Origin of the sequence: Glutamicibacter sp. MCAF14 (genome assembly GCF_052114325.1) — a bacterium.
In the GTDB taxonomy this organism is placed as follows: domain Bacteria; phylum Actinomycetota; class Actinomycetes; order Actinomycetales; family Micrococcaceae; genus Glutamicibacter; species Glutamicibacter arilaitensis.
Map to the genome: position 1 here is coordinate 886,958 of NZ_JBFREO010000004.1, position 26,355 is coordinate 913,312.

The window sequence follows — 26,355 nt, forward strand, 5'->3', positions numbered from 1 at the left end:
TTTGGCTTTTGCCGTTATTGTTGCGCGCCGGTCATCGGCCTAGTGCGCGGCGTCGTGCCAGGTCCGGCCAACGCCCGGCTGGACATCCAGCGGTACCAGCAGTTCGGCGGCCTGACCCATTTCGCGGGTCACCATCTCCTGCACTGGTTCCAGTTCACCTTCGGCAATTTCCAAGATGAGTTCGTCATGGACCTGCAACAGCATCCGGGACTTGTACTCGCCGGCTTTCAGCTCTTCGTCGATGCGCAGCATGGCGACTTTCACCAAGTCGGCAGCTGAACCCTGGATTGGGGCGTTCAGCGCGGCACGCTCGGCAATGTCACGCAGGCGACGGTCCGAGCTGTTCAGCTCCGGCAGGTAGCGGCGGCGGCCGAAGATGGTTTCGGTGTAGCCGTCCTTGCGGGCCTGGTCGACAACCGAACGCAGGTAGGTGCGCACGGCGCCGAAGCGGTCGAAGTAGTCCTTCATCAGCTTGCGGGCTTCATCCACGCCGATCTTCAGCTGCTTGGACAGTCCGAAGCTGCTCAAGCCGTAGGCCAGGCCGTAGCTCATCGCCTTGACCTTGGAGCGCATCTCGGAGGTGACCTCTTCCGGTTCGACGTTGAACACGCGCGAACCGACATAGCGGTGCAGGTCTTCGCCGTTCTGGTAGGCCTCGATCAGGCCCTCGTCCTCGGAGAGGTGCGCCATGATGCGCATTTCGATCTGCGAGTAGTCCACGGTCAGCAGGCTCTGGTAGCCTTCCCCGACCATGAACACGTCGCGGATGCGCCGGCCTTCTTCCGAACGCACCGGAATGTTCTGCAGGTTCGGGTTCAGGCTGGACAGGCGTCCGGTCGCGGCCACGGTCTGCGCATAGGTAGTGTGGATGCGGCCGTCCTCATGGGTGGCCTTGAGCAGGCCGTCCACGGTCTGGCGCAGCTTGATCGCGTCGCGGTAGGCCATCAATGCGACCAGGAACGGGTGTCCGGTCTTGACCAGCAGGTCGGACAGCGACTCGGCATCGGTGGTGAAACCGGTCTTGATCTTCTTGGTGCGCGGCAGATCCAGCTCTTCGAACAAGACCACCTGCAGCTGCTTGGGACTGGAGAGATTGACCTCATGGCCGATCGCGGCGTACGCGTCGTTGGTTGCCTGGTCCACCTGTTCGGTGAAGTGGGCGCGCAGCTCATTGAGGCGGTCCACGTCCACTGCCACCCCGGCGCGTTCCATTTCGAAGAGCACCGGAATCAGCGGCAGCTCCATCTCGGCGGCAAGCTTGTCCGCGTGCTTTTCAGCCAGCTTGGTGGCCAGGAAGGCGGAGAGGTCGTGGATGGCCTGGGCCTGGGCCAAGGCAGGCTCAGCCAGGTCCGCGGTCAGCCCCAGATCCAGCTCGCCCTTCTTCGCCTGATGCACCGGCACGGCATACTTCAGGTGATACTGCACCACGTCGACCAGATCATGGCTGCGTCGATCCGGCTGGATCAGGTAGGCGCTGATCAGCGTGTCATCGTGGATCCCGGCCAGCTTCAATCCGCGGTCGGCCAGCAAATGCATGGTGGCCTTGGCGTCGTGGAAGATCTTCGGTGCCGCGGCATCAGCCAAGAACTGCGCAAGGACGTTTTCGGCAGCCTCATCCAGTCCCGAGAGGTCCAGCCAGGCAGCCTGCGCCCCGCGGAACAGGGCAAGGCCCACCGCTTGGCCATCGACGACGGCCGGCTGGATCGCGATCGGCGCGCCCTTTCCGGCTTCAAGGAAGTCGCGCAGCGCCTTGGCGTCCTCGGTCACCACGCGGGTGAATTCGGCAACTTCTGGAGCGACTTCTTCTTCCTGGGCGGCAAACAGATCGAATAGGCGCTTGCGCAGGGTGTTGAATTCCAGCGCGTCGAACAGGTTCTCGATCTCTTCGCGGTTCGGCGCTTGAAGTTCCATCTGCTCCAAGGTGACCGGAAGTTCCAGGTCGTGCTTGAGCTGGTTCAGTCGGCGGTTGCACGTCACGTTGTCCACGTGTTCGCGCAGGGCCTCGCCGACCTTGCCCTTGATGTTCTCTGCGTTCTCCAAGATGCCAGCCAGATCCCCGTACAGGTTGATCCACTTGGCGGCGGTCTTCGGTCCGACTCCGGGCACGCCTGGCAGGTTATCGGCGGTTTCCCCGACCAGTGCGGCCAGGTCCGAGTAGCGTTCTGGGCGTACGAAGTACTTGGCTTCCACCGCGTCGGCGTCCATCGGCGGAATATCGCTGATGCCCTTCTTCGGGTACAAGACCAGGGTCTTGTCGGTAATCAGCTGGAAGGCATCGCGGTCGCCGGAAACCACCAGCACATTGAAGCCGGCTTCTTCGCCCTGGGTGGCCAAGGTGGCCAGAATGTCGTCGGCTTCAAAGCTTTCCAGGGTGATCGAAGGGATGTTCATCGCCTTCATGACTTCCTGGATCAGATCAATCTGCCCGTAGAACTCTTCGGGGGTCTTATTGCGCCCGCCCTTGTACTCGGTGTATTCCAGCGAGCGGAAGGTCGGGGTGTCCAAGTCGAAGGCCACCGCGACGTGGGTGGGCTTCTGCTGGCGGATCATGGTCAGCAGCATCGACACGAAGCCGTGCACGGCATTGGTGTGCTGTCCGGTGCTTGTTGCGAAGTTCTCCGCTGGCAGCGCGTAGAACGCGCGGAAGGCCATGGAGTGTCCATCAATAATCAGCAGTCTCTTGTCCGACGCAGGCGTCGGTTTGGTAGTTTCGCTCACACCTGAAAGCCTAGTTGCCATGAGCGATAATTTCACTTCTCAACCCACGCAATCTTCGGCACATCCATTTGCCGAGCAGCTTTCGCACCACGGGATCCCCGAAACCATGTGGCCATACCTGCATCTGAATGGCGTGGGCGAACTCGTGGAGAAACTGGAAATCATTTTCACCGAGTTCGATCCGCAGCGCGTGACGGCCACCATGCCGGTGGCTGGCAACACCCAGGTCTACGGAATCCTGCATGGCGGTGCGTCGGCCGCGCTGGCTGAAACCCTCGGTTCGATGGCCGCAGCCTTGCATGGGGCTGGCCGAGCCAACCCGGTGGGCGTGGATTTGAACATCACCCACCACAAGGCTGGCCGCTCCGGCTTGGTTACCGCGGAGTGCACGCCGATCCATTTGGGCCGCAGCAGCACCTGCCATGAGATCGTGATCAGCAACGAGCAGGGACAGCGTGTTGCTACCTCTCGAATCACCAACATGCTGCTGCCGGTCGAAAAATAAGCACCGCAGCCCAGCGCCGCACCGGAACAGCCTGACTGATCCGGTGCGGCGCTGGACTGTTTAACGATGATTCGTGCAGGTATCTTGCGTGCCTCAGCCGATCGCGTAGCGCGCGAGGAAGATGTCGGTTCCGAGCTGCTCGATCTCCAATGCGGCCAGCTGCGTGCTGATGCCGCGGCCAAAGAGGCTCGCGCCTTCGCCCAGCACCTCGGGAACGGTCACCAATAGCACCTCGTCGAGTGCTTCGGCTTCAACGAACGCGCCGGCCAAGTCTGCCCCGCCCACGACCCACACGTCGCCAGCGCCTGCGCTCTGGGCAATGTCCCGGCTCCAGAACCCCACTTCCCCGCGGATGAAGGTCAGGTCCGCTCCGGGCAGGGTCGGCAATTCGTGGTGGGTGAAGACCCATACCGGCTTGTCGCCGAAGACCCAGGGAATGCTTCCTTCGGTGACATCACGCACGATGTTCTCGTAGGTTTTCCCGCCGATCACTACCGCACCGATCGTTTCGAAGAACTTCTGGAAGTGCTCTTCCACTGCCGGCGCCGTGGCATAGGGCTTGAACCATTGGACACTCCCGTTGCGATCGGCGATAAAACCATCGATGGAGGCACCCACGTAGTACTTGAAGCTAGTCATGGCTCCAGTCTAGGGGTGCCTCCATCGAAGGCAATATGAAGTTGTTGCCGAACCCGGATTCGTGTCGGGCTCGCCAGGGGTTTTGCCCAGTGCCTAGTGCCCTGAGCTGACTCCCAGAATGGCTTCGCTCAGCTGTGGCACGATCAGCACCACGCCGAAGGCGACGATCAAGCCGCACACCACGAAGCATGCGTAGGCGCCGGTCTTGCTCAAGGACTCATTGCTGCCGTCATCCTTGGCTACTGCCAGCAGGCGCACGCCGAAGGAGTAAGCGGAGACGATCGCGATAGCCGCAATCCAGGTGATGACGGCGACGATCAGAAAGGCTGTCCAGTCAATCATGAATTATCAGCTTCTTTCTGCGCAGCGGCGGCCTTAGCCAGCTTGGCTTCAGCCTTGGCCTTGGCGCGGCGTTCCTTCTTGGTCAAGATGTTCACCGCAGCACCGGAGTTGTCGATATCGGAGATGTTCGACTCGTGGTCATGTGGCTGCTTGCGCGAAATGAACCAGATAGCCAGCATGGCGCCGACACCGGCGACAGCGACAATTACAATGCCAATGTTCCCCAGGTGGGTGATGGCTGCGGCGATGCCGCCGATAACCGCTGCTGCTGGCAGGGTGAACAACCAGCCCAGTGCAATGCGCCCTGCGGTGCCCCAGCGGACCTCGCCGCCCTTACGTCCCATGCCCGAACCGATCACGGAACCGGAAGCAACCTGGGTGGTCGACAATGCGAAGCCCAGGTGCGAGGAAGTCAGGATCGCCGATGCGGTGGACATCTCAGCTGCGAAGCCCTGTGCAGGCTTCACGTCGGTCAGGCCCGAACCCATGGTGGCGATGATGCGCCAGCCACCGGTGTAGGTACCCAGTGCGATCGCGAAGGCACAGGTTGCAACAACCCAGAAATGAACACCCGAGTCTGAATCCTGCAGGCCCGAAGCAACCAGGGTCAGGGTGATGATACCCATGGTCTTCTGCGCATCGTTGGTGCCGTGGGACAACGCTACCAGCGAGGAGGAGAAGATCTGGCCGTAGCGGAATCCGCCGCGCTTAGGCGCCGCGCCATTCTCACGCTTGGTAATTGCGTAGGCCAGCTTGGTGCACAGGTACGCGGAAATGCCGGCAATCAGCGGAGCGCAAATAGCCGGAAGCAGTACCTTGGACAGCAGGACGCCGTAGTTCACCGAGGCGAAACCTGCGCCCACGATTGCAGCGCCAACCAGGCCGCCGAACAGTGCGTGCGAGGAGCTCGATGGCAGGCCCAGCAACCAGGTGAACAGGTTCCAGATCACTGCACCCATCAGGCCGGCGAAAATCATCGCTGGCCCGATCGCTACACCCGAGGTCGGGTCTTCATTGATGATGCCGCCTGAAATGGTCTTCGCTACCTCGGTTGAGAGGAAAGCGCCGACAAGGTTCAGAATTGCGGCGAGGGCAACTGCCTTTTTAGGGGAAATTGCTCCGGTTGCGATTGGTGTGGCCATCGCATTGGCCGTGTCATGGAAACCATTGGTGAAGTCGAAAAACAACGCCAAGGCAATGACCAGGACGACGATAAGCGTCAAATCCATTGAATACCAGCCTGAGGGTCGAACGGCAAGGAAAAGTAAACGGGCCGTGAATAAGAATCCTGCGGATGAAAATGGTGTGCAGGACTTCGTTCTTAGCGCAATTTCCATCTTAGGCGTACGGCGCAGTACGTCAATCCAGGATTGCAACCCCATCCGAGCCAATCTAGCGTGAACAATTGGTTGCGCACAGGTTAACTGGTGTTCAACCGAGGCGAAGCCGGGTTGCGGGCATAAAAAATGTGCGCCAAACCATATATGGCTTGGCGCACATTCAGACGCGCGGGTGGCGCGCGCAGGACCTACTTGACTTGGTCGACGACAGTCTCGGCGACCTGGCGCATGCTCAGGCGGCGATCCATGGAGGTTTTCTGGATCCAGCGGAACGCTTCTGGCTCGGTCAAGCCCATCTTGGTGATCAGCAGCGACTTGGCGCGATCAACGAGCTTGCGGGTTTCGAACTGCTCAGCCAGATTGCTGACCTCTTCTTCCAGGGCACGCAGCTCGTCATTGCGGGAGATCGCAATTTCAATGGCTGGAGTCAGGTCTGCCGGGGTGAAGGGCTTGACCACGTACGCCATGGCGCCGGCTTCGCGAGCACGCTCCACCAGCTCCTTCTGGCTGAAGGCGGTCAGCAGCACAACCGGTGCGATCCGTTCCTTGACGATGGCTTCCGCGGCGGTGATGCCATCCATGACCGGCATCTTCACGTCCATGAGCACCAAGTCCGGCTTCAGTTCACGGGCTTTTTCCAGCGCGCTTTGGCCGTTGTCGGCTTCGGCGACGACGTCGTAGCCTTCGGAGCGCAGGATTTCGACGATGTCCAGGCGGATCAGGGTTTCATCCTCGGCAACGAGAACTCGGCGCGGAGTGGACTGCACCTCGGATGGGATGCGGGTGATTTCAGGTAGTTCGCTCATTGGCGCCTTCCTCCATGGTCAGAATTCCTGCCTGCTGTCAGGGCAGTCTCTTGATGGTTTCAGTTCAGCGAAGCCACATTGCCTCGGTTTCACATCTAAGCCTACTGGCATGTACTCTTGTTGAGGCGAAGACGCGAGGTTCTCGATTAGGAAATCTGAAAAACCTCTAGTAAAGTAGTCAAAGTGCCAGCCCAAGTGGCGGAATCGGTAGACGCGCCGCACTCAAAATGCGGTATCGAAAGATGTGTGGGTTCGAGTCCCACCTTGGGCACAAGCCAAGAAGGTCGTTGGATCGGAATTTTCCGGTTCAGCGGCCTTTTTTGCATGCCCTTCCAACCACAATGTGTTCGAGTTCACAAAGTGAATTCGCCAGGTGCTTAAAGCCAAAATCCGCACTGTTCCAAGATTTTGGAACAGCGCGGATTTTCAACCCGGGCTAGTGCGAAGCTACAGGTTCTTTGGCGTGGAAACGTTCTCCGGTGCCCATGGACCAACCGTTTCACGGGCAGGCATTGGCTTGCCGTCGACCAGCTGGCCGGCGTCGGCGAGGTCGCCCACCTTGTGCACGCGCAGCGAGTTGGTGGATCCTGCCTGTCCCGGAGGGGAACCGGCAGCGATGCAAACCAGGTCGTTGAGGTCAGCCAGTCCCTCGGAGAGCAAAGCTTCGTCCACCTGGGCAGTCATCTTGTCGGTGTGATCGGCGTAGGCCACCAAGCGTGCCTGCACACCCCACATCAGGGTCATGATGTTGTAGGTCTGCTGCAGCGGGGTGAAGGCCAGAACCGGCTTCTTCGGGCGCAGACGCGAGAGGCGCCGTGCCGAGTCACCGGACTGGGTGAAGGCGACGATGTACTTCGCATCGAGCTGATCGGCGATTTCCACTGCGGCGCGAGTGATCGCACCGCCGCGGGTCTTCGGCTTGGAGCCCAGGCGTGGAATGCGATCCAGTCCGTGCTCTTCGGTCGAAGAGATGATCCGCGACATGGTCTCCACGGTTTCCACCGGGTACTCGCCTACCGAGGTCTCCCCCGAGAGCATGACCGCGTCGGCACCGTCAAGCACCGCGTTGGCGCAGTCCGATGCCTCGGCACGGGTCGGGGTTGGCGATTCGATCATCGATTCAAGCACCTGGGTGGCGACGATGACCGGCTTCGCCCAGCGGCGAGCCAGCTCGACCGCACGCTTCTGCACCAGTGGAACTTCTTCCAATGGCAACTCGACGCCCAAGTCGCCTCGGGCGACCATGATCGCGTCGAAGGCGTTGACGATTTCTTCCAGTGCCGCCACGGCCTGCGGCTTCTCGATCTTGGCGATGACCGGCACACGGCGGCCTTCTTCATCCATGATCTCGTGGACACGCTGGATGTCTTCGGCGTTGCGCACGAAGGACAGGGCGACCATGTCGATGCCGGCACGGATGGCCCAGCGCAGGTCGTCCTCATCCTTTTCGCTCAGCGCAGGCACGTTCACGGCCACGCCAGGCAGGTTGATGCCCTTGTTGTTGGACACTTCGCCGCCCACGACGACCTCGGAGCGCACGGTCTTCTCGTCGACCGCAATGGCCTTGAGCTTGACCTTGCCGTCGTTGATCAGCAGGAAGTCCCCTGGCTGCACGTCGGTAGGAAGTCCCTTGAAGGTGGTGGAGCACAGGTTGCGAGCGCCTTCGATGTCATCGATGGTAATGGTGAATTCTTCACCGGCTTCCAGGATGTACTTGGCGTTGTCCTTGAAGCGTCCCAGACGGATCTTCGGACCCTGCAGGTCGGCGAAGATGCCGACCGCGCGGCCGATATCAGCGGCCGCAGTGCGCACATTCGCCAGGGATTGTGCGTGCATGGAGTGGTCTCCATGGCTCATGTTCAAACGGGCTACGTCTACGCCCGCTTTCAGTACCGCTACAGTGTTTTCATAACTAGCCAGGGCGGGGCCCCAGGTTGCCACAATCTTTGCGCGTCTCATTCCGTCAGCCAAATGCCTTTCATGTTCACATAGGCAAAATGCGGCCCACCCGGTATTCGGGTGTGCCGCATTCAAGCCTATGTCACTCAAATGATGCTAATGGCCCTATCAGTAGGAGCAACTGGTGCAGGAAGGGTAGTCGAGCCCATGAGGAACTTGTCGACCGAGGCCGCGCATGCGCGCCCCTCGGCGATAGCCCACACGATCAGCGACTGTCCCCGACCGGCGTCTCCGGCGACGAAAACCGATTCAGTGTTCGTCATGTAGTAGCCATCTCGGGCGACGTTGCCCCGGTTGTCGAATTCGATACTGACCTGTTCGTCCAGTCCGGATACTTCCGGACCAGTGAACCCGAGGGCAAGCAAAACCAGATCCGCTTTGATTACGCGTTCGGTGCCAAGCTTCGGGAGGCGCTTGCCAGCAACAAATTCTGTCTTAGCAACTGTAACACCGATCACCTTGTTTTGCTCGATTCCCTCGCCGTTGATGAAGTTCACCGTCGAGGCCAGGTAGGTGCGTTCGCCGCCTTCCTCATGGGAGGACTGCACCTCGAAAAGCACCGGCATCATCGGCCACGGCTGATCTTCACGGCGTTCGGTGCCCGGCTGCTTGCCGATGGCCAGCGTGGTCACGCTGGCAGCACCCTGGCGCAGGGCGGTGCCGATGCAGTCGGAACCGGTATCTCCGCCGCCCAGCACAACCACGTGCTTGCCGGCCGCATTGATGCGCGGAACCTCGTGCTGGCCTGCGACCACGCGGTTGTTCTCGGTGAGGAACTCCATCGCATGGTGCACCCCGTCCAGCTGGTTGCCCGGCACTGGAAGTTCGCGCGGCATGGTGGCACCGGTAGCGACAATGACCGCGTCGTAGTCGCGGCGCAGCTGCTTCCAGGAGATGTCCTTGCCGATCTCGATGCCGGTGCGGAAGATGGTGCCTTCGGCTTCCATCTGCGCCAGGCGACGGTCGATGACCTGCTTTTCCAGCTTGAAGTCCGGGATGCCGAAGCGCAGCAGGCCGCCGATGGCCTCGTCGCGTTCGTACACGGCCACGGTGTGTCCGGCACGAGTCAGCTGCTGGGCCGCGGCGAGACCGGCCGGACCGGAACCGACGATCGCCACGCGGTGCTCGGTGTGGCGGGCGGGAGGCTGCGGCACGAAATCGCCGGCATCCATCAGGTGCTCGGCCAGTTCAGCCTCAACCTGCTTGATGGTCACCGCAGGCTGGTTGATCCCCAGCACGCAGGAGGACTCGCACGGAGCCGGGCACAGCTTGCCGGTGAGTTCCGGGAAGTTGTTGGTGCTCAGCAGCCGGGCAGCCGCGTCGTCCATCCGGCCCTTGTAGGCCAGATCGTTGAACTCCGGGATCAGGTTGCCCAGCGGGCAGCCCGAATGGCAGAACGGGACGCCACAATCCATGCAGCGGCCGGCCTGTTCCTTCAAGGTGCCGGCCTTTTGGCGTTCGACGACCTCTTTGTAGTCCATCAGGCGCACCGGAACCGGGCGCTTAGGCTGGGTGACGCGTTCGGTCACCTTCAGGAATCCGCGTGGATCAGCCACGGGTCACCTCCAAAATCTTGTTCCATACCTGCGGGGAATCCGGGTTCTGCCCGTTGGCTTCAGCCTCGCTGCGCAGCTGCTGCACGGCAGCGAAGTCGCGCGGGGTGATGCTGGTCAACCGGGTGCGGGTGGCATCCCAGTCCAGCAGCAGGCGTGCTGCCAGCGGAGAAGCGGTCAGGGCCAGGTGCTCGTCGAGCAGCGCGCGGATGGTTTGCGCTTGCGCATCGGTGATCGGGTTGACCAGCAGGTCGCCCTGCGCGGCGGCCAGCGGATTGAGCTTGGCTTCATCGAAGTCCAGCACCCAGGCGGTGCCGCCAGAGAAGCCAGCACCGAAGTTGCGGCCGGTGGCGCCCAGGATCAGCACCTGTCCCCCGGTCATGTATTCGCAGCCGTGCTCGCCAATGCCTTCGGTGACGATCGTGGCGCCGGAATTGCGCACCGCGAAGCGTTCGCCCACGCAGCCGTTGATGAACATCGCGCCGCTGGTCGCGCCGTAGCCGACCACGTTGCCGGCGATGACCTGCTCTTCAGGCTTGGACAGGGTGCTCTTGGGCGGGTGGATCGCAATCCGTCCGCCGGACAGGCCCTTGCCGACGTAGTCGTTCGCGTCTCCCGAGAGCTTGAGCGTGATGCCTTCTGGGAGGAACGCGCCCAGCGACTGGCCGGCGCGTCCCGAAAGGTTCACCTTGATGGTGTCCTGCGCCAGAGTCTGCACCCCGAAGGTCTTGGTCACGTGGTGGCCCAGCAGCGTGCCGGTGGAACGGTCGGTGTTCACGATGTCCGCGTCGATGCTCACCGGAAGCCGGTCCGAAAGCGCCGGTCCGGCAGCTGCCAGCAGCCACTGGTCCAGGTGGGCCTCGAGCCCGTGGTCCTGGCCGATGCGGCGGCGGCGCGCAGCCAGCTCGGTATCCGGCACGTGAGTTATAGCCTCCAGCGCCAGCCCGGAAACCTTGTCGTGCGCGGCGAACTGCGCTGAGTCGGTTTCCAGCAGTTCGACCTTGCCGATCACCTCATCGAGGGTGCGTGCTCCCAATTCGGCGAGCAGTTCGCGCACTTCCTGGGCGATGAACTCGAAGAAGTTCACCACGAACTCGGCCTTGCCGGTGAAGCGTTCGCGCAACGCAGGGTTCTGCGTGGCCACGCCCACCGGACAGGTGTCCAGGTGGCATACGCGCATCATGATGCAGCCCGAGACCACCAGCGGCGCGGTGGCAAAACCGAACTCCTCGGCGCCCAGCAGGGCACCGATCAGCACGTCGCGGCCGGTCTTGAGCTGGCCATCGACCTGCACGGTGACGCGGTCGCGCAATCCGTTGAGGATCAGCGTCTGCTGGGCTTCGGCCAGGCCGATTTCCCACGGGGTTCCGGCATGCTTCAGCGAATTCACCGGTGAGGCACCGGTACCGCCGTCGTGCCCGGAAATCAGCACCACGTCAGCCTTGGCCTTGGCCACGCCGGCGGCAACGGTGCCGATGCCGGATTCGGAAACCAGCTTCACATGCACGCGGGCGGACGGGTTGGCGCACTTCGCGTCGTGGATCAGCTGGGCCAGGTCCTCGATCGAGTAGATGTCGTGATGCGGCGGCGGGGAGATCAGCCCGACACCCGGGGTGGAGTGGCGGGTTTTGGCGATCCATGGGTAGAGCTTGGCGCTCATCAGCTGACCGCCCTCGCCTGGCTTGGCGCCCTGGGCCATCTTGATCTGGATGTCGTCCGCGTTAGTCAGGTAGAGGCTGGTCACGCCGAAGCGGCCCGAAGCGATCTGCTTGACCGCGCTGCGGCGCACCGGATCGAGCAGGCGCTCGGGATCCTCGCCGCCTTCGCCGGTATTCGACTTTCCGCCCAGCTGGTTCATCGCGATGGCCAGGGTTTCGTGGGCTTCGGCAGAGATGGAGCCGTAGCTCATCGCACCAGTGGCGAAGCGCTTCACGATTTCGGAGACCGGTTCAACCTGATCGATGTCGATCGGGGTGATGCCCTCGGTCTTGAACTTCAGCAGCCCGCGCAGGGTCTTGAGCTGTGCGGCCTGGTCGTCCACGGCCTTGGTGTATTCCTTGAACACGTCGTAGCGGCGGGTTCGGGTGGAGTGCTGCAGGCGGAAGACCGTTTCCGGGTTGAACAGGTGCGGCGGGCCTTCGCGGCGCCACTGGTATTCGCCGCCGGTTTCCAATTCGGCTGGCTGTGCGCCGCCGTCGATCTCCGGGTAGGCCCGGGCGTGGCGTGCGGCGGCCTCGGCGGCCACCACATCCAGTTCGATGCCCGAGAGCTTGGTGGCGGTGCCGGTGAAGTACTGGTCGACCACGCGTTGGGACAGGCCCACGGCTTCGAAGGTCTGCGCGCCGCAGTAGCTGGAGACCGTGGAGATGCCCATTTTGGACATGATCTTCAGTACGCCCTTGCCCAGGGCCTTGATCAAGTTCTTGCTGGCCTGCTGCCCGTCAACGCCGGGCACCTGTCCCTCTTCAGCCATCTGCTCGACCGATTCCAGGGCGAGGTAGGGGTTGATGGCGCTGGCGCCGTAGCCGATGAGCAGTGCGATGTGGTGCACTTCGCGGGCATCGCCGGATTCGATGATCAGCGAGACGCGGGTGCGGTTCGAGCTCTTGAGCAGGTGGTGGTGCACAGCGGAAGTCAGCAGCAGCGACGGGATCGGTGCCCATGCGGCGGAGGAATCGCGGTCGGAGAGCACGATGTAGCGCACGCCGCGGTTCACTGCCGCTGAGACCTTCTCGCAGATTTCCTGCAGCCGGGCGCGCAGCTCGGACTCGCCGCCGTTCGGGCGGTAGAGCCCGCGGACCTTCAACGAGTACTTGGCGCCGTCTTCGTCGCGCAGGTTCACGATCTTGGCCAGCTGGTCGTTGGTCAGTACCGGGTAGTCCAGCGCGATCTGGGTCTGCGGCACGCGCTGAAGCGAGAGCAGGTTGCCGTCGGGTCCGATCGCGGTGCCCAGGGAGGTGACCAGCTCTTCGCGGATCGCATCCAGTGGCGGATTAGTGACCTGGGCGAAGGACTGGGTGAAGTAGTCGAACAGCAGCCGCGCCCGGTCTGCAAGGGCGGCGATCGGGGTGTCGGTGCCCATGGCGGCCAGCGGCTCGGCGCCGGTGGCGGCCATCGGAGCCAGCAGCATGCGCAGCTCTTCGGTGGTGTAGCCGAAGGTCAGCTGGCGCAGGGCCACGGAGGCCGAGTTGTGGCGCACGTGCTCCAGATCCGGGAAGTCATCCAGGGTCTTCAAATTCTGCGCGACCCACTGGGCCCACGGCTCGGAGGCGGCAACTTCGGCCTTGATCTCGGCATCCTCGACGATGCGCTGGCCTTCAAGGTCCACGGCGAACATCTTGCCCGGAGCCACGCGGCCCTTTTGCACGATGTGCTCTTCATCGACGTCGATCACGCCGACTTCGCTGGCCAGCACCACCAGGTCGTCGTCGGTGACCCACCAGCGGGCCGGGCGCAGGCCATTGCGGTCCAGTACGGCGCCGGCCATTTTTCCATCGGTGAAGCAGACGGCAGCAGGACCGTCCCATGGCTCGATGAGCATGGACTGGTACTGGTAGAAGGCGCGCAGATCCGCGTCCATCAGCTCGTCGTTCTCCCACGGCTGCGGGATCATCATCATGATGCTCTGGGCGACGTTGCGCCCGGAGAGCATGAGCATTTCGGCGACCTCGTCGAAGGAGGCCGAGTCCGAGGCGCCGGGGGTGCAGATCGGGAACAGTTCCTCGGGCACCTCGCCCAGCAGCGGGGACTCCAGGGTGGACTGGCGGGCGCGCATCCAGTTCCGGTTGCCCTTGACCGTATTGATTTCGCCGTTGTGGGCGATGGTGCGGAAGGGCTGGGCCAGCGGCCAGGACGGGAAGGTGTTGGTGGAGAAGCGCGAGTGCACGATGGCGCAGCGGCTGGAGAAGCTGGTGTCGGACAGGTCCGGGTAGAACGGCTCGAGCTGCGCGGTGGAGACCATGCCCTTGTAGACGATGGACTGGCTGGAGAAGGAGGCGAAGTACACGCCCATCTTGTTGTGCGCGCGGCGGCGGATGCGCCAGGCGGCAGCGTCCAGCTCGCCGCTGGACTTGGTTCCGGTGCCCGGTGCGGCAGCGACGAAGAACTGGGTGATGTACGGCATGACCTTGCGGGCCGAGGCGCCGAGCACGTCGGCGTCAACCGGTACCTCGCGCCAGCCGAGCACGCTCAGGTCTTCTTCGGCGGCCAGTGTTTCCAGCTCTTGGACGGCAAAGGCACGTTCGCCGGCGTCGGCCGGGAGGAAGCCCATGCCTACGGCGTAGGAGCCGGCGGCGGGAAGTTCGAAAGTGGTGGCGCTGCGCAGGAATGCGTCAGGCAGGTGCAGCAGGATGCCGGCGCCGTCGCCGGTGCCTTCATCGGCACCGATTGCGCCGCGGTGTTCCAGTCGGCGCAGCGCGGTCAGCGCGTGGGCGACGATCTCGTGGCTGGCTTGGTTCTTCAAGGACGCGATCATCGCCAGACCGCAGGCATCCTTTTCAGCAGCAGGGTCGTACAGGCCTTGCGCCGCAGGCATCGCGGAAAAACGGGTGTAGGGCGAGGGGACTTCCTCGCCAAAACCTGGCGAGGCGTTCATCTGGACTCCGGTCATGCTCATGAGCGTGCCTTTCTGTGGTTCATGCAGGATAGGCGCGCGGGGACCGTCGGTAAAGGGTTAGCTTTTCGCAAGGGCTCCGTGCCGCCTGGATGTTTCATCTAGCTGAAACTTTTCGACGGTGCTAAGCGGGGTTTGCTTGCGCATCGAGGTTTCGGGGACGAACATTTCCCACCTCGTTGTGGTGCTGCACCGGCGGGCCGATCTAGGGGTCGATGGCCCGGTTTGGTGCGTGGCTCACACGTTACGCCGGTTTTGTTTCTCCCAGACGCGTGCTTATGTTTCCGAAATGTTAAAAACTTTTGGTCCCGGTGACGCCCAAAAAGCATGTTTTTCCGGTGGCCGAACTCAAAAACCGGATTTTCAGCCGGTTTTGCGTCCCTGCCCATATTTCGGGCATGTTGCACAACGGTCGGGAAATTCGCCCAAATTTTGCCGTATTTTTCGCCATACTGGGCCACAGGCACGTCATCAAAGCAGCTGCGGGTGCCACGAAGCATTGGTTAAAACACCGGTGGCCGGCAAGCTTGGGTGCTTGCCGGCCACCTTGATGGTGCGGAAAATGCGAGTTGCTGGCTAGTTTCCTTCAGCGTCCGGTTCAGACGTGGATCGTGCCTGGGTCTTCTCCGAGGCGTTGGAAGCTGGTGCTTCGCCCACCTTGCTTGCCTTGCCAGCTTCGGTTGCTTCGGTTGCTTCAGCAGCCGCGGCCAGCACGGCTGGTTCCTTGCCAGGCAGGTAGAACGGATCTGCCTGCTGCCCCCGCAACTTGCCCAGCACGAAGACCAGGGCGATGACGCCAGCGATTACGATACCGATCGCCAACCACTGGTGCACACGCAGTGCCAGCGGGCCGATGGCAATGATTTCGGCCGGGTCCAGCCGCAGCGACTCGGTGAAGGTACGGCCGATGCCGTACCAAATCATGTAGCAGCAGAACAGCGCACCGCGGCGCAGCTTGAACTTCTTATCCAACCCGATGAGCACGATGGCGCCAAGAATATTCCACAGCGACTCGTACAAGAAGGTCGGGTGGAAAAGCGTATCGGCGGGCAGCCCGGCCGGGAAGTTGTAGCTGGACGGGTCGATCTCCAAGCCCCACGGCAAGGTGGTCGGCGCACCGAAGAGTTCCTGGTTGAACCAGTTGCCCCAGCGTCCGGCAGCCTGAGCCAGCAGCAGACCTGGTACGGCCGCATCCACGAACGCCGAGAGCCGGATGCCGGATTTGCGGCAGCCGATCCACGCGCCCAAGGCACCGAGCGACACCGCGCCCATGATGCCCAGCCCGCCCAGCCAGATCTGCGGGATCTCAGCCAGATGGGCTTGCTGCTCGCCGATCCCGAAGTAGTACATCGGGTCGGTGATCAGCACGTGGTAGAGCCGGCCGCCGATGATGCCGAAGGGAATCGTCCAGATGGCGATGTCCCAGAGCATATCGGAGTTGCCCCCGCGCGCGGTCAGCCGCTTGTTGGTCAGCCACAGCGCGATCAGGATGCCAGCCAAGATGCACAGCGCGTACGCGTGGATGGTCAGCGGGCCGATCGAAATCTTGGAGAACTCCGGTGGCGGCGAAGGGATGGAGACGGGCAGGGCCAGCGCCAGCTGTGCAGCCAGGGCCATCAGGCGCGTCCGCTCAGTTCAGCGGCCAGTGCGCCCACTGCCTCCACTCCCCCGTCACGCAGGGCGGCCACCAGTGCGGTGCCCACGATCACTCCGTCAGCGTAGGCGCCGATTTCCTCGACGTGCTCGCGGCGCGAAACGCCCAAGCCTACGCAGGCGTTTTCGGCGCCGGCGTTGTGCGCTGCATCCACCACGGCCTGGGCGGCGGAAGATACCTCGGTGCGGGCACCGGTCACGCCCATCAGCGACACGCAGTAGACGAATCCGGAAGAAGCGTCCACGGTGCGCTGGACGCGGTCTTCGGTCGAGGATGGCGCGATCAGGAAGACGCGTTCCAGGCCGTACTTTTCGCTGGCTGCCAGCCATTCGCCGGCTTCATCCGGGACCAGGTCCGGGGTGATCAGCCCGGCGCCGCCGGCTTCAGCGAAGCGGCGGGAGAACTCGTCCACGCCCAGGCGCAGTACCGGGTTCCAGTAGGTCATGACCATCACTGCGGCGTTAGTGCGTTCGGTAATGCCGCGCACGATCTCGAAGATCTGCGGGACCTTGAAGCCGTTGGCCAGTGCCTGCACGGTGGCTTCCTGGATGACTGCGCCGTCCATGACCGGGTCGGAGTACGGAATGCCGATCTCGATGACATCCACCCCGTTTTCGGCCAGGGCCACGGCGGCGTCAATGCTGGTTTGGACGTCGGGGAAGCCGGCGGGCAGGTAGCCGATCAGGGCCGGACGGCCCTCGGCGCGGGCTGCGGCGATCTTCTCGGCGCTGGTCACGCGGGTCATCTACTTCTCCTTCGAATTCTGCGAGCCGGAGTGCTGCGCGGTCGCGGCGGCGATTTCGGCTTCCGCGTCCTTTTCGTCAATCATGTTGAACCAGGCCGCTGCGGTGCCTACGTCCTTGTCGCCGCGGCCCGAGAGGTTCGCGATGATGATGGTCTCTTCGGGCACGGCGCCTTCGGCGATCTTGCGCTGGGCAATGCGGATGGTGCCTGCCAGGGCGTGCGCGGATTCGATCGCCGGCAGGATGCCCTCGGTGCGGCATAGCGCCTTGAAGGCGTCCATGGCTTCGGTGTCGGTGACCGGTTCGTAGGCTACGCGGCCGATGTCTGCCAGGTAGGCGTGCTCCGGGCCGACGCCCGGGTAGTCCAGGCCTGCGGAGATGGAGTGCGATTCGACAGTCTGGCCGTCTTCGTCCTGCATCAGGTAGGACTTCGCGCCGTGCAGCACGCCCGGGCGGCCCAGGGTGATGGTTGCGGCGTGGCGGTCGGTGTCTACGCCGTCGCCGCCAGCTTCGAAGCCGTAAATTTCCACGTCCTTGTCATCCAGGAAGCCGTGGAAGATGCCGATGGCGTTCGAGCCGCCGCCGATGCAGGCGGTGACCGCGTCTGGCAGGCGGCCGGCCTGGGCCAGGATCTGCTCGCGGGCCTCGTCGCCGATGACCTCGTGGAAGTAGCGGACCATGGCTGGGAATGGTGCGCCGCCGGCGGCGGTGCCCAGCAGGTAGTGGGTGTTGTCCACGTTCGCGACCCAGTCGCGCAAGGCTTCGTTGATCGCGTCCTTCAGCGTCTGCGAGCCAACGGTCACCGGGATGACGGTGGCGCCGAGCAGGCGCATCCGGGCAACGTTCAGCGCCTGGCGGCGAGTGTCTTCGGCGCCCATGTAGACCACGCACTCCAAGCCCATCAGGGCCGCGGCGGTAGCCGAGGCGACGCCGTGCTGGCCCGCTCCGGTTTCGGCGATGATGCGGGTTTTGCCCATGCGCTTGGCCAGCAATGCCTGGCCGAGCACGTTGTTGATCTTGTGGCTGCCGGTGTGGTTCAGATCTTCGCGCTTGAGGAAGATGCGCACCCCGCCGCAGTACTGCTCGGAGAAGCGCTTGGCTTCGGTGAGCAGGGAGGGACGGCCCGAGTAGTTCTTGTTCAGGTCCTTGACCTGGGCGATGAACTCGGGATCGTTCTTGGCCGCTTCGAAGGTCTCGTTCAGCTCGTCCATGGCGGCCATGAGGGATTCGGGCATCCATCGTCCACCGTAGGCACCAAAGTACGGGCCGCTTGCGTGCCTCAACGACTGTGCATCGATCGACTGGCCGGTCTCGGAATTGTCCGAAGTGCTCATCGATTCCCTCTTTTCTTCTACGAAGCTTGATTCGTGGTAAGTCTCATGCCCCGCCGGAAACTCCTGCGGGGCACGAAAAGCTGTTGTAGGTCCTTCACCGCCGCGCGGCTAGCGCTGCGGTTTGGCCTCGGTACCAGCGGTGATGAACGCGGCGACCGTAGCGCGCGGATCGGCATGCTTCACCAGCGCCTCGCCAACCAGGATGGCATCGGCACCGGCCGCACCGTATTGGGCGACCTGGTCGATGGATTCCACACCGGACTCGGCGACGATGACTGCCTGGGCAGGCAGCAGCGGGGCGAGCTTGCCGAAGGTGGCCGGATCGACATCCAGAGTCTTCAGATTGCGCACGTTCACGCCGATGAGCTTCGCCCCGGCCTTGACGGCACGGGCGATTTCTTCCTCGGTGTGGGTCTCCACCAGGGCGTTCATTCCCAGCTGGTGGGTCAATTCTAGGAAAGATGCCAGCAAATCATCATTTAGCGCCGCAACAATGAGCAACACGAGGTCAGCACCGTGGGCGCGGGCCTCGTAGATCTGGTACTCATCGACGGTGAAATCCTTGCGCAGCACCGGGATCTGCACCGCGGCGCGCACGGCATCCAGATCCTCCAGCGAACCGCCGAAGCGGCGTGCTTCGGTCAGCACCGAGATCACCGAGGCGCCACCGGCCTGGTATTCGGCGGCCAGCACCGCAGGCTCCGGGATGTCAGCCAGTGCGCCCTTGGATGGGGACTTGCGCTTGACCTCGGAGATCACCCGCAGTGTGGTGTCGCGGGCTGCTTGGTCCGCGTGGCCGCCCAAAGCGGCGAATGCGTCCAGTGCCGGGGCGGCTTGGGCTGCTGCCGCCTTGATCGCTTCCAGGCTGGTGATTGCGCGACGGGCGCCCAGGTCTTCCCGGACGCCCGCGATGATGTCATCAAGAACAGTCAATTTAGTGCGATGCTCCGCTGCGGTGCCCGCCGACGCCAAAACCGGCTGCCTTCAGGATCCAGCCCAGAACCAAGCCCAGAAGCACGATGCCGCAGCCAACCCAGACGATGGACCAGGCGAAGTAGGCGAATGCGATGCCGGCCACGACAGTACCGACGATCATCGTCAGCACGCAGGCCCAAGCTGCGATGGAGTTACCGTGGCCAATCTCTTCGGTGTATACCGGATCGATCTCGGTGTTCTGCGACATGTTTCGATGTCTCCTCATGTTGTGATGCTGCGTCGTTGCAGGGCGTTGCTGCCCGTGACGTTGGTCTTCAGGTTCCATTCTGCCACTTGAGCGCGAGAACCTCCTATTTCAGGAGCGTTCGTTTCGTGCTGGTGGCGCGAATCACCTTGGGCGCGGGCTATTTTTCGCCCGAGGTCGGGTCCTCCCCGGCCGAAAGCTGCTCCCAATTCGCGATGTTGCGCGAGGAAGCATCCTTGGGTTCTACCGCGGTTTTCGCGGCCTGACGGTCGTACTTGCTGGCCTTGGTCGGCCAGCGTGAGGCGAAGATGAACACCAGCACGGCCTGCAGAGCGATCAGCACACCGGCCAGCACGGCCAGTGCCGGCCACACGGTCAGCGTGTATTCGCCGGCGTTCTGGGCCAGGCCCGTCGCTTCGGCGACGACCGTGGAGGCGGCGGCTTGCGGATCCTTCAGCGCGCCGATTCCGGCGACGATGACCGTGGCACCGGCCAGCAGGCAGATGGCTGCGATGATGTAGCGGGCGAGCTTCCCGGCGATCAGCAGCGCCAGCGAACCGGCCAGCACCACCACGCAGACCGCGGTGACCGAAGCGGCGGCGGTCGCCCCGTCGATCACGATCTGCGGGATCTGCACTGAGCTGGAGACCACGTCTACGGTGATCCAGGTGCGCGTTGCCGACCAGAGGCCGATCAAGGCGCCGATCATGCCGAAGAAGGCAAGGTTCCGGGCGCTGGTCAATTTCTTCACTTGCTGACACCTGATTCGGGGTTGGTGGTGTTGGCGGCCTGCATCGACTGCGCAGCCCACACGGCGCGCAGCGGGGCAGCTGCCTTGTTCACGGTTTCCAGCGCTTCGTCGGCGAACTTCGAGTCGTTGACGATGCCGCCGCCGGCCTGCACGTACGCCCGGCCGCCTTTGAGCAGCGCGGAGCGGATGGCGATGGCCATGTCCATGTCGCCGGCGAAGTCCAGGTAGCCGACCACGCCGCCGTAGATGCCGCGGCGGTACGGTTCGTACTCATCGAGCAGCTGCAGCGCGCGCGGCTTCGGGGCCCCGGAAAGCGTGCCGGCCGGGAAGGTCGCGGCGAGCACATCGTAGGCGTCCACGTCTTGACGGGTCTTACCAACCACGTTGGAGACCAGGTGCATGATGTGGCTGAAGCGCTCGACCTCCATGAACTGGGTGACTTCCACGGTGCCGGCCTGGCATACCTTGGACAGGTCGTTGCGCGAGAGGTCCACCAGCATCAGGTGCTCGGCGCGTTCCTTCGCATCGTTGACCAGCGACTTCTCATGCAGCTGGTCATCTTCGTAGTTCGCACCGCGTGGGCGGGAACCGGCGATCGGGTGGGTGACCACGTGCGCGTCGTTGACGGTGACCAGCGCTTCAGGCGAAGAACCGACGATCTCGAAGGTCTCGCCGTCCTCGTTCTCGAAATTGAACAGGTACATGTACGGGCTCGGGTTGGTCGCGCGCAGCACGCGGTAGACATCCAGCGCGTCGGCCTTCGTTTCCAGTTCGAAGCGACGCGAAACCACGATCTGGAAGACTTCGCCGTCCACGATCGCGGTCTTGGACTTGGCCAGCGCCGCCAGGTATTCGTTCTCATCCCAGGAGTGGGTGACCGCGTCCATCAGGGTTCCGCGGTCAACATCGGTGCCGGTGAGCACCGCGGCTGCCGAATCCACCGGCACGGCCAGCTGGTCGAGCATCGCCTGCAGGCGGGTGACCGCACTGTCATAGGCCTGATCCATGTTCTCGTCGCTGCCGTTGAAGTTGATGGCATTGGCGATCAGCGTGACGGTGCCTTCGGCGGCGTCGTGCGCGGCCATGTCTGCCACGAGGTTCATGCTCAGCTCGGGCAGGTTCAGGTCATCGGCCGGCGGGTCGGGCAGCTTCTCCCAGTGCCGTACGCATTCCCAGCCAATGAAGCCGACCATGCCGCCGGTCAGCGGAGGCATTCCGGGTACCGGTTCGGTGTGCAGCGCGCGCACGGTGTCGCGCAGCACCTCTACGCTCACCCCGCCGGTGGGCAGCCCCTCGGGCACCTGGCCCTGCCAGTAGGCCTCTCCTGCGCGGGTGCTCAAGGTCGCCGGCGAATTCACGCCGACGAACGAGTAGCGGCTCCATACGCCGCCCGGGGCAGCCGATTCCATCAGGAAGGTGCCGGGCCGGCCCTGCGCCAAGGTGCGGTACAAGCCGATGGGCGTGAGCGAGTCGGCCAGCACCGTGATGGTCACCGGGATCACGCGGCGGTTCGTGGCCATGGCGCGGAAGGACTCGCGGGATGGGGAAATCTTGCCAAGAGTTTTCATCAGTGTTCTTCTTCTACGTGTTCTTCGCGCGGGTTGTGCGGCGCGCAGCCAGGCACAGCAAATGTGGTGCCTGGGAAGTTTTACTCGGGTCGGTTGCCGATCACTGCCGGCAGCTGCCGGTCGGTGAAGCAGGACTCGGTGCCGGTGTGGCACGCAGCGCCTACCTGGTCAACCTGGATCAGCAGTGCATCGCCATCGCAATCGAGGGCCACGGACTTCACGAACTGGAAATGGCCGGAGGTGTCGCCCTTACGCCAATAATCTTGGCGGGAGCGCGAGAAGTAGGTGACTCGGCCATTAGTCAGGGTGCGGTGCAGGGCTTCGTCGTCCATCCAGCCGAGCATCAGAACCTTCCCGGAGTCGTACTGCTGCGCGATGGCGGCGAACAGCCCATTGTCATCTCGCTTGAGGCGCTGGGCAATTGCCGGGTCGAGGCTGAGGGATTCAAGGCTCGGATTCGAGCCGTTGTTAGAAGTAGACATCCCCTTTAGCATACTGGTTTCCCGCGGGATCCAGAGCCCTGTGACGTACCGCTCGTCGACGAGCCGCGCTCTCTTGGCGACACCTGGTGCACCTTGCACAATTACTTACTTGGAGCGTGCTAGTTTCAGAAGTGATGCACTTAGTTCAGGCTTCCAGACTTGCGTTGGCCGAGACCCTGCTTGCGGCAGGACCTACCGCCGACACCCTTTGCGACGGTTGGCAGACTCGCCATCTCGCCGCTCACCTTGTGTTGCGCGAAAGTTCGGTGCTTGGTGCGGGCGTTATTTTCAAGCCTCTGTCCAAGAAGCTTGACGCGAAACTCAACCAGATGGTCATCAAGGCGCAGACCCCGGAGGGCTATGCCGCACTGGTCCGCATGTTCCGTTCTGGACCTCCTGCTCTCTCGCCGTTTGCGATCGAGAAGATCAACCAGTCCGCGAACCTTGCTGAATTCTTCATTCATACCGAAGATGTGCGCCGAGCCCGCGGGCAGTGGGCTCCACGCGTGCTGGATACCGAGTACACCGAGCTGCTCTGGCAGTCGCTGATTCGCATGACTCGCGTACTGTTCCGGCATGCGCCGATCGGCATCATCTTGACTCGTCCGGATGGTCAACGCCATGTTGCCAAGAAGGCTCCGAACGCGGTGTCGATTACCGGACCGGTTACCGAGCTGATGATGTACTCCTTCGGCCGCATCGACCAAAGCCTCGTCTTGTTTGAAGGCGGAGAAACGGCATTGGAAATCGTCAAGGGCTTCAAACCAGGAATGTAGCGCTCCGGGCGTTATCCACAATTTCGAGCAAAGCGTCCGCATCGGTTCTGCACCGACCTAGGATTTCGAGCAATCGACATCTCCCAGGTCTGGAGCTTGAACATGAATTTGCGAAAACTGCTTGCCCATTGCCCGTGCATCGCGATCGCATTAGTGCCGGTATTAGTTTTGGCTGCTTTGATTGCAGCCCTTGCCATTTCGTTAGCCCCCACTGAATCCGCTCCGATTGCTTCTGAGCCGAGCGTGCCCAGTTCCACGGAGCTAATGGATCCAACCGATCCTGATGCACCAGAGCTGGCCGATATTGGGTATGAAAAATCTCAGGACGGGGTACGTGACGTTGCCACGTTTTTCTTCGACCTGCTCGACTATGAAACCATCAACAGCGTCTCTGCCAATTTCGACCCGATCGTCGCAGGTCCGTGCAAGGCCGAAGAATGCTGGAAAGCCTTCCACGAACAAGAAGATTTGACGACTTCCCCTGATGATATTCAAATCGGCGGCTATCACTACTTGTACACGAACTACATCGTCCAATTTGATAGCAACAAGGCTTATCTCGTTGGCGAACTATTACTAAGTAAGCGCTCTGTACTCACCCCCACTCAAGGGATCATCGAGGTGGAAGAAGAGCTGGACGAAATCACCATGGACTTTGAATACACCGTCAACGGCTGGAAGATCACGGGCCTCACGCTCGAGGACGCTGCTAAAGATGCTTCCTTGAGCTGACCATAGTCTCCCTCCCCCAATCAAAAACTCTGCGAATCCTGCGGCGCTGAAGCAAATGGACCATAAGCGAGCCCCAGAAGTACCGAAAACAGAGAATTGCTTAGGCCGTCTTCTAGCACTCCGACTGCAGTCCCGCCCCGCATTAGATGCGCGAATAGACAACGTGAGTGCCGGTCTTCTATGTGATGACTTATCCACAGATTCTTTAAAACCTCTCCACTTTCTCGGCGCACAGGAATAGGATGGCGCACAACTTGGCATTCCCGATGATCATGGAGAGTTCACATGAACGCTCGGAAAATTAAGATTGCCGCGTCTTTCGCGGCTGCCGCCCTCGTGCTTTCGGGGTGCAATGCAGGAAACGCTGAAACTCCAACGCAGCACCCTTCCAAGGAAACATCGGCTTCGCCCACCAAAGTCCCGCAGTCACCGACGACGACACCAAGCAATACGAACGAGTACAAACCTGCTTCGGCGGCGGGACCAGCGGAAAATGTTCCCGTCCCAAAGATGCCCGCGGAGGCCCAAGAAAAAACAGAGAAAGGTGCCACCGCATTCGCAGGGTACTACTTCGAGCTTATTAACTATGCGGTTCAATCCAATGACGCAGAAGCGTTGAAGAAGGTGACTTCCAGAGAATGTGAAGTCTGCGGTAGATCACTCATTGATCCGGCTGGCCGTGCTCAATTAAGCGGGAAATGGCAAGTTGGAGGGGAACACAGTTATGAAGTCTTCGACAGCTATAAATCTTCAAAGGACAAAGCCATCGTTTCGGTGCGTTTCGAAGTCGCCGCAGCAGAATTTTACATAAAACCCAACGAACTTGAATCGAGCAAGAAAAAGCGACCATTGAAAGTAGCCGCTTTAGGCATGGAGTACGACTCGGGTTGGAAGGTATACATAATTGACATCGAGAAGCCTTCTAAATGAATTTTCGAACAGTTCTAAGCGGAATACTTATTTATTCGTTCTTCGCCTCAACCGGAGGCTATGCATCACCGATAATCACTTGGTCAACAGCAAAATGCCAAGAACTTGATCAGACGGAGCTTACGGATACTGACGCTGAACATAGTTATTCAGAGTGCAAACCACCAAAGTCGAATAATTTTGATGAGTGGCACACTCCTCCAAAGAATCGAGAAAAGGAAAGCAGCGACAACGAACCGATCGTTCAATTGAAGTTTCGAGATTTCTACGAGTGTCATACCGGTGACCAAGAATTGAACGGATGCGATAGCAATCCCGATAGGCCTCCCTGTCCGGATGGGTCATTCCCGATTACTCGTCAGGTTCTAACACTAGACGGTGATTTCATTCGACAGTTCTCAATTTGCCCTGGCGACCCAATGCCGAAAGATATACCAAAAGAATCAATAATAGAAGAACCTCGAATTACGCTCGAGGCCTTCCGATCATTCCCAATCGAAGGTTCGACAGTCCGGAGCAACCCGGTCGGATTCTCACTGAGACATGGTTTTTCACATTTCTGGGCATCTAAAAATACTCAAGTATTTAGCTCAAATTTATCAGGCTCCAAGATACAAATTAGAGCAATACCAATCCAGTGGAACTGGAACTACGGCGACGAGACAACTAGAATTCTTGATTTCGCTGGGGAACCCATGCCTCACCATACATTGAGAGACGAAACTTCGACCAGCCATTCTTATAGCGATACAGGCACTTTTCAAGTCGAAGTGACCACGCTTTATCGTGGCGAGTTCAGCGTCGACGGAGGTGCATGGCAAGCTATCCCTGGCCAAGCAGCTGTACCGAGTGAACCAATCGAGATCGATGTCTGGCGAACCAAAAAGGAACTCATTGCCAACGAATAAAAAGGAACAGCAAAAGCTCGACACCTGAGTGTCGAGCCTTCGCCATGTAGTACTAGCGAACTGGGTAACCAGCTTCTCGGATTGCCTGCTTAACCTTAGCGATCATGTCCTTTGGACCGAAGTGGAAAATCGATGCGGCCAAAACTGCATCAGCTCCTGCTTCGATTGCTGGCGGGAAGTCTTCAGGTTTCCCTGCACCACCCGAAGCGATCAATGGAACTGAAACTTCGGCACGAACCGCACGGATCATCTCCAGATCAAAACCATCCTTGGTGCCGTCAGCATCAATCGAGTTCAGCAGGATCTCCCCCACGCCTCGTTCAGCAGCTTCCTTGGCCCAAGCCACGGCGCACATACCAGTTCCGGTGCGTCCACCATGAGTAGTGACCTCGTAACCTGAGGCGATCGAAGGATCACTCGTGCGACGGGCATCGAGCGACAACACGAGAACCTGGGAGCCGAATCGCTGGGTAATCTCATTGATTACCTCCGGGCGATTCACTGCCGCGGTATTGATCGAGGCCTTATCTGCGCCGTTGCGCAGCAAGCGATCAACATCCTCAGCAGCTCGGACTCCGCCACCAACGGTTAGCGGGATGAAAACTTCCTCAGCGGTCTGGCGGACCACTTCATAGGTAGTTTCACGATCCGAGCTGGATGCGGTGACATCCAGGAAGGTCAGTTCGTCGGCGCCAGCGTCGTTGTAGCGACGTGCCAGCTCCACTGGGTCCCCGGCATCGCGAAGGCCCTCGAAGTTCACGCCCTTCACAACACGTCCGGCGTCTACGTCGAGACAAGGGATTACACGAATTGCAACGCTCAT

The 26,355-nt window shown here is 61.4% G+C and carries 22 protein-coding genes and 1 tRNA gene; 6 read left to right on the forward strand and 17 right to left on the reverse strand.

Translation table 11 applies throughout. The annotated features are described in order from the left end of the window. Positions 1 to 39 precede the first annotated feature (39 nt). Positions 40 to 2,652 carry a DNA polymerase I gene (gene polA / locus AB4Y71_RS11745; protein WP_441720600.1) on the reverse strand — a complete coding sequence of 871 codons (2,613 nt, stop codon included), beginning with the start codon at positions 2,650 to 2,652 and terminating at the stop codon, positions 40 to 42. Between the two features lie 85 nt (positions 2,653 to 2,737). On the opposite strand from polA, the gene AB4Y71_RS11750 reads away from it, so the two are divergent. After that, the gene (locus AB4Y71_RS11750; RefSeq protein WP_441720524.1) at positions 2,738 to 3,223 is read left to right on the forward strand and encodes a hotdog fold thioesterase; all 486 of its coding nucleotides are present in this window, start codon (positions 2,738 to 2,740) and stop codon (positions 3,221 to 3,223) included. A 93-nt stretch (positions 3,224 to 3,316) separates the two neighbouring features. Here the strand turns inward: AB4Y71_RS11750 and AB4Y71_RS11755 are convergent, their stop codons facing one another. From AB4Y71_RS11755 to AB4Y71_RS11770, 4 genes are all read right to left on the reverse strand, one after another. Then, on the reverse strand, positions 3,317 to 3,862 hold the full coding sequence (locus AB4Y71_RS11755) for a dihydrofolate reductase family protein (protein ID WP_013349282.1): 546 nt from the start codon (positions 3,860 to 3,862) through the stop codon (positions 3,317 to 3,319). A 93-nt stretch (positions 3,863 to 3,955) separates the two neighbouring features. After that, positions 3,956 to 4,204, reverse strand: a complete 249-nt coding sequence (locus AB4Y71_RS11760; protein ID WP_013349283.1) for a hypothetical protein — start codon at positions 4,202 to 4,204, stop codon at positions 3,956 to 3,958. Next, positions 4,201 to 5,433 (reverse strand): inorganic phosphate transporter, encoded by a 1,233-nt coding sequence (locus tag AB4Y71_RS11765; RefSeq protein WP_013349284.1) that lies wholly within the window; start codon positions 5,431 to 5,433, stop codon positions 4,201 to 4,203. Before AB4Y71_RS11765 ends, AB4Y71_RS11760 begins: the two co-directional genes overlap by 4 nt. Positions 5,434 to 5,732: 299 nt before the next feature. After that, positions 5,733 to 6,350: an ANTAR domain-containing response regulator gene (locus AB4Y71_RS11770; protein WP_134779968.1), complete on the reverse strand. Its 618-nt coding sequence runs from the start codon at positions 6,348 to 6,350 to the stop codon at positions 5,733 to 5,735. A gap of 189 nt (positions 6,351 to 6,539) precedes the next feature. Between AB4Y71_RS11770 and AB4Y71_RS11775 the strand changes: the two genes are divergently transcribed. After that, positions 6,540 to 6,621, forward strand: a tRNA-Leu gene (locus tag AB4Y71_RS11775). 176 nt (positions 6,622 to 6,797) lie between these two features. Here the strand turns inward: AB4Y71_RS11775 and pyk are convergent. The 11 genes from pyk to hisI all read right to left on the reverse strand — a co-directional run bounded on the left by pyk (position 6,798) and on the right by hisI (position 22,186). Then, complete coding sequence (pyk, locus tag AB4Y71_RS11780) at positions 6,798 to 8,309, reverse strand: pyruvate kinase (RefSeq protein WP_441720525.1); 1,512 nt, start codon at positions 8,307 to 8,309, stop codon at positions 6,798 to 6,800. Positions 8,310 to 8,395: 86 nt separating this feature from the next. Then, the gene (locus AB4Y71_RS11785) at positions 8,396 to 9,865 is read right to left on the reverse strand and encodes a glutamate synthase subunit beta (RefSeq protein WP_441720527.1); all 1,470 of its coding nucleotides are present in this window, start codon (positions 9,863 to 9,865) and stop codon (positions 8,396 to 8,398) included. Further along, positions 9,858 to 14,477, reverse strand: coding sequence for a glutamate synthase large subunit (gene gltB / locus AB4Y71_RS11790; RefSeq protein WP_441720529.1), 4,620 nt, complete (start codon positions 14,475 to 14,477; stop codon positions 9,858 to 9,860). The genes AB4Y71_RS11785 and gltB overlap by 8 nt, the downstream gene beginning before the upstream one ends. 573 nt (positions 14,478 to 15,050) lie before the next feature. Beyond that, positions 15,051 to 16,091: a prolipoprotein diacylglyceryl transferase gene (lgt, locus tag AB4Y71_RS11795; protein ID WP_441720531.1), complete on the reverse strand. Its 1,041-nt coding sequence runs from the start codon at positions 16,089 to 16,091 to the stop codon at positions 15,051 to 15,053. Continuing rightward, complete coding sequence (trpA, locus tag AB4Y71_RS11800) at positions 16,091 to 16,873, reverse strand: tryptophan synthase subunit alpha (protein ID WP_441720533.1); 783 nt, start codon at positions 16,871 to 16,873, stop codon at positions 16,091 to 16,093. Before trpA ends, lgt begins: the two co-directional genes overlap by 1 nt. Next, positions 16,874 to 18,205, reverse strand: a complete 1,332-nt coding sequence (gene trpB, locus AB4Y71_RS11805; RefSeq protein ID WP_013349291.1) for a tryptophan synthase subunit beta — start codon at positions 18,203 to 18,205, stop codon at positions 16,874 to 16,876. Between the two features lie 108 nt (positions 18,206 to 18,313). Then, positions 18,314 to 19,138, reverse strand: coding sequence for an indole-3-glycerol phosphate synthase TrpC (trpC, locus tag AB4Y71_RS11810; RefSeq protein WP_441720535.1), 825 nt, complete (start codon positions 19,136 to 19,138; stop codon positions 18,314 to 18,316). Position 19,139: 1 nt separating this feature from the next. Further along, the gene (locus AB4Y71_RS11815) at positions 19,140 to 19,388 is read right to left on the reverse strand and encodes an HGxxPAAW family protein (protein WP_013349293.1); all 249 of its coding nucleotides are present in this window, start codon (positions 19,386 to 19,388) and stop codon (positions 19,140 to 19,142) included. A gap of 157 nt (positions 19,389 to 19,545) precedes the next feature. Continuing rightward, a complete protein-coding gene (locus AB4Y71_RS11820) occupies positions 19,546 to 20,136 on the reverse strand; it encodes a Trp biosynthesis-associated membrane protein (RefSeq protein ID WP_441720537.1) in 591 nt (196 codons plus the stop codon). Beyond that, a complete protein-coding gene (locus AB4Y71_RS11825) occupies positions 20,133 to 21,704 on the reverse strand; it encodes an anthranilate synthase component I (protein ID WP_441720539.1) in 1,572 nt (523 codons plus the stop codon). The genes AB4Y71_RS11820 and AB4Y71_RS11825 overlap by 4 nt, the downstream gene beginning before the upstream one ends. 80 nt (positions 21,705 to 21,784) lie before the next feature. Beyond that, a complete protein-coding gene (gene hisI, locus AB4Y71_RS11830; protein ID WP_441720541.1) occupies positions 21,785 to 22,186 on the reverse strand; it encodes a phosphoribosyl-AMP cyclohydrolase in 402 nt (133 codons plus the stop codon). 134 nt (positions 22,187 to 22,320) lie between these two features. Between hisI and AB4Y71_RS11835 the strand changes: the two genes are divergently transcribed. The 4 genes from AB4Y71_RS11835 to AB4Y71_RS11850 all read left to right on the forward strand — a co-directional run bounded on the left by AB4Y71_RS11835 (position 22,321) and on the right by AB4Y71_RS11850 (position 25,532). Then, positions 22,321 to 22,962, forward strand: coding sequence for a TIGR03085 family metal-binding protein (locus AB4Y71_RS11835; protein ID WP_041648827.1), 642 nt, complete (start codon positions 22,321 to 22,323; stop codon positions 22,960 to 22,962). Between the two features lie 102 nt (positions 22,963 to 23,064). Next, positions 23,065 to 23,694, forward strand: a complete 630-nt coding sequence (locus tag AB4Y71_RS11840) for a hypothetical protein (RefSeq protein ID WP_441720543.1) — start codon at positions 23,065 to 23,067, stop codon at positions 23,692 to 23,694. A 285-nt stretch (positions 23,695 to 23,979) separates the two neighbouring features. Continuing rightward, positions 23,980 to 24,624 (forward strand): DUF6318 family protein, encoded by a 645-nt coding sequence (locus tag AB4Y71_RS11845; RefSeq protein ID WP_441720545.1) that lies wholly within the window; start codon positions 23,980 to 23,982, stop codon positions 24,622 to 24,624. Then, positions 24,621 to 25,532, forward strand: coding sequence for a hypothetical protein (locus AB4Y71_RS11850; RefSeq protein WP_441720547.1), 912 nt, complete (start codon positions 24,621 to 24,623; stop codon positions 25,530 to 25,532). The genes AB4Y71_RS11845 and AB4Y71_RS11850 overlap by 4 nt, the downstream gene beginning before the upstream one ends. 52 nt (positions 25,533 to 25,584) lie before the next feature. Here AB4Y71_RS11850 and hisF read toward each other — a convergent pair whose 3' ends face one another. Continuing rightward, on the reverse strand, positions 25,585 to 26,355 hold the full coding sequence (gene hisF / locus AB4Y71_RS11855; protein WP_134779958.1) for an imidazole glycerol phosphate synthase subunit HisF: 771 nt from the start codon (positions 26,353 to 26,355) through the stop codon (positions 25,585 to 25,587).

Bases quoted from the DNA above. Each gene is read 5' to 3' on its own strand.
- trpA (WP_441720533.1), bottom strand. From the start codon at position 16,873: ATGACCCGCGTGACCAGCGCCGAGAAGATCGCCGCAGCCCGCGCCGAG.
- lgt (WP_441720531.1), bottom strand. From the start codon at position 16,091: ATGGCCCTGGCTGCACAGCTGGCGCTGGCCCTGCCCGTCTCCATCCCT.
- trpB (WP_013349291.1), bottom strand. From the start codon at position 18,205: ATGAGCACTTCGGACAATTCCGAGACCGGCCAGTCGATCGATGCACAG.
- AB4Y71_RS11850 (WP_441720547.1), top strand. From the start codon at position 24,621: ATGAATTTTCGAACAGTTCTAAGCGGAATACTTATTTATTCGTTCTTC.
- polA (WP_441720600.1), bottom strand. From the start codon at position 2,652: ATGGCCTTCCGCGCGTTCTACGCGCTGCCAGCGGAGAACTTCGCAACA.
- AB4Y71_RS11825 (WP_441720539.1), bottom strand. From the start codon at position 21,704: ATGAAAACTCTTGGCAAGATTTCCCCATCCCGCGAGTCCTTCCGCGCC.
- AB4Y71_RS11845 (WP_441720545.1), top strand. From the start codon at position 23,980: ATGAACGCTCGGAAAATTAAGATTGCCGCGTCTTTCGCGGCTGCCGCC.
- pyk (WP_441720525.1), bottom strand. From the start codon at position 8,309: ATGAGACGCGCAAAGATTGTGGCAACCTGGGGCCCCGCCCTGGCTAGT.
- gltB (WP_441720529.1), bottom strand. From the start codon at position 14,477: ATGAGCATGACCGGAGTCCAGATGAACGCCTCGCCAGGTTTTGGCGAG.
- AB4Y71_RS11750 (WP_441720524.1), top strand. From the start codon at position 2,738: ATGAGCGATAATTTCACTTCTCAACCCACGCAATCTTCGGCACATCCA.
- AB4Y71_RS11840 (WP_441720543.1), top strand. From the start codon at position 23,065: ATGAATTTGCGAAAACTGCTTGCCCATTGCCCGTGCATCGCGATCGCA.
- AB4Y71_RS11765 (WP_013349284.1), bottom strand. From the start codon at position 5,433: ATGGATTTGACGCTTATCGTCGTCCTGGTCATTGCCTTGGCGTTGTTT.
- AB4Y71_RS11770 (WP_134779968.1), bottom strand. From the start codon at position 6,350: ATGAGCGAACTACCTGAAATCACCCGCATCCCATCCGAGGTGCAGTCC.
- AB4Y71_RS11815 (WP_013349293.1), bottom strand. From the start codon at position 19,388: ATGTCGCAGAACACCGAGATCGATCCGGTATACACCGAAGAGATTGGC.
- AB4Y71_RS11760 (WP_013349283.1), bottom strand. From the start codon at position 4,204: ATGATTGACTGGACAGCCTTTCTGATCGTCGCCGTCATCACCTGGATT.
- hisF (WP_134779958.1), bottom strand. From the start codon at position 26,355: ATGAGCGTTGCAATTCGTGTAATCCCTTGTCTCGACGTAGACGCCGGA.
- AB4Y71_RS11835 (WP_041648827.1), top strand. From the start codon at position 22,321: ATGCACTTAGTTCAGGCTTCCAGACTTGCGTTGGCCGAGACCCTGCTT.
- AB4Y71_RS11755 (WP_013349282.1), bottom strand. From the start codon at position 3,862: ATGACTAGCTTCAAGTACTACGTGGGTGCCTCCATCGATGGTTTTATC.
- hisI (WP_441720541.1), bottom strand. From the start codon at position 22,186: ATGTCTACTTCTAACAACGGCTCGAATCCGAGCCTTGAATCCCTCAGC.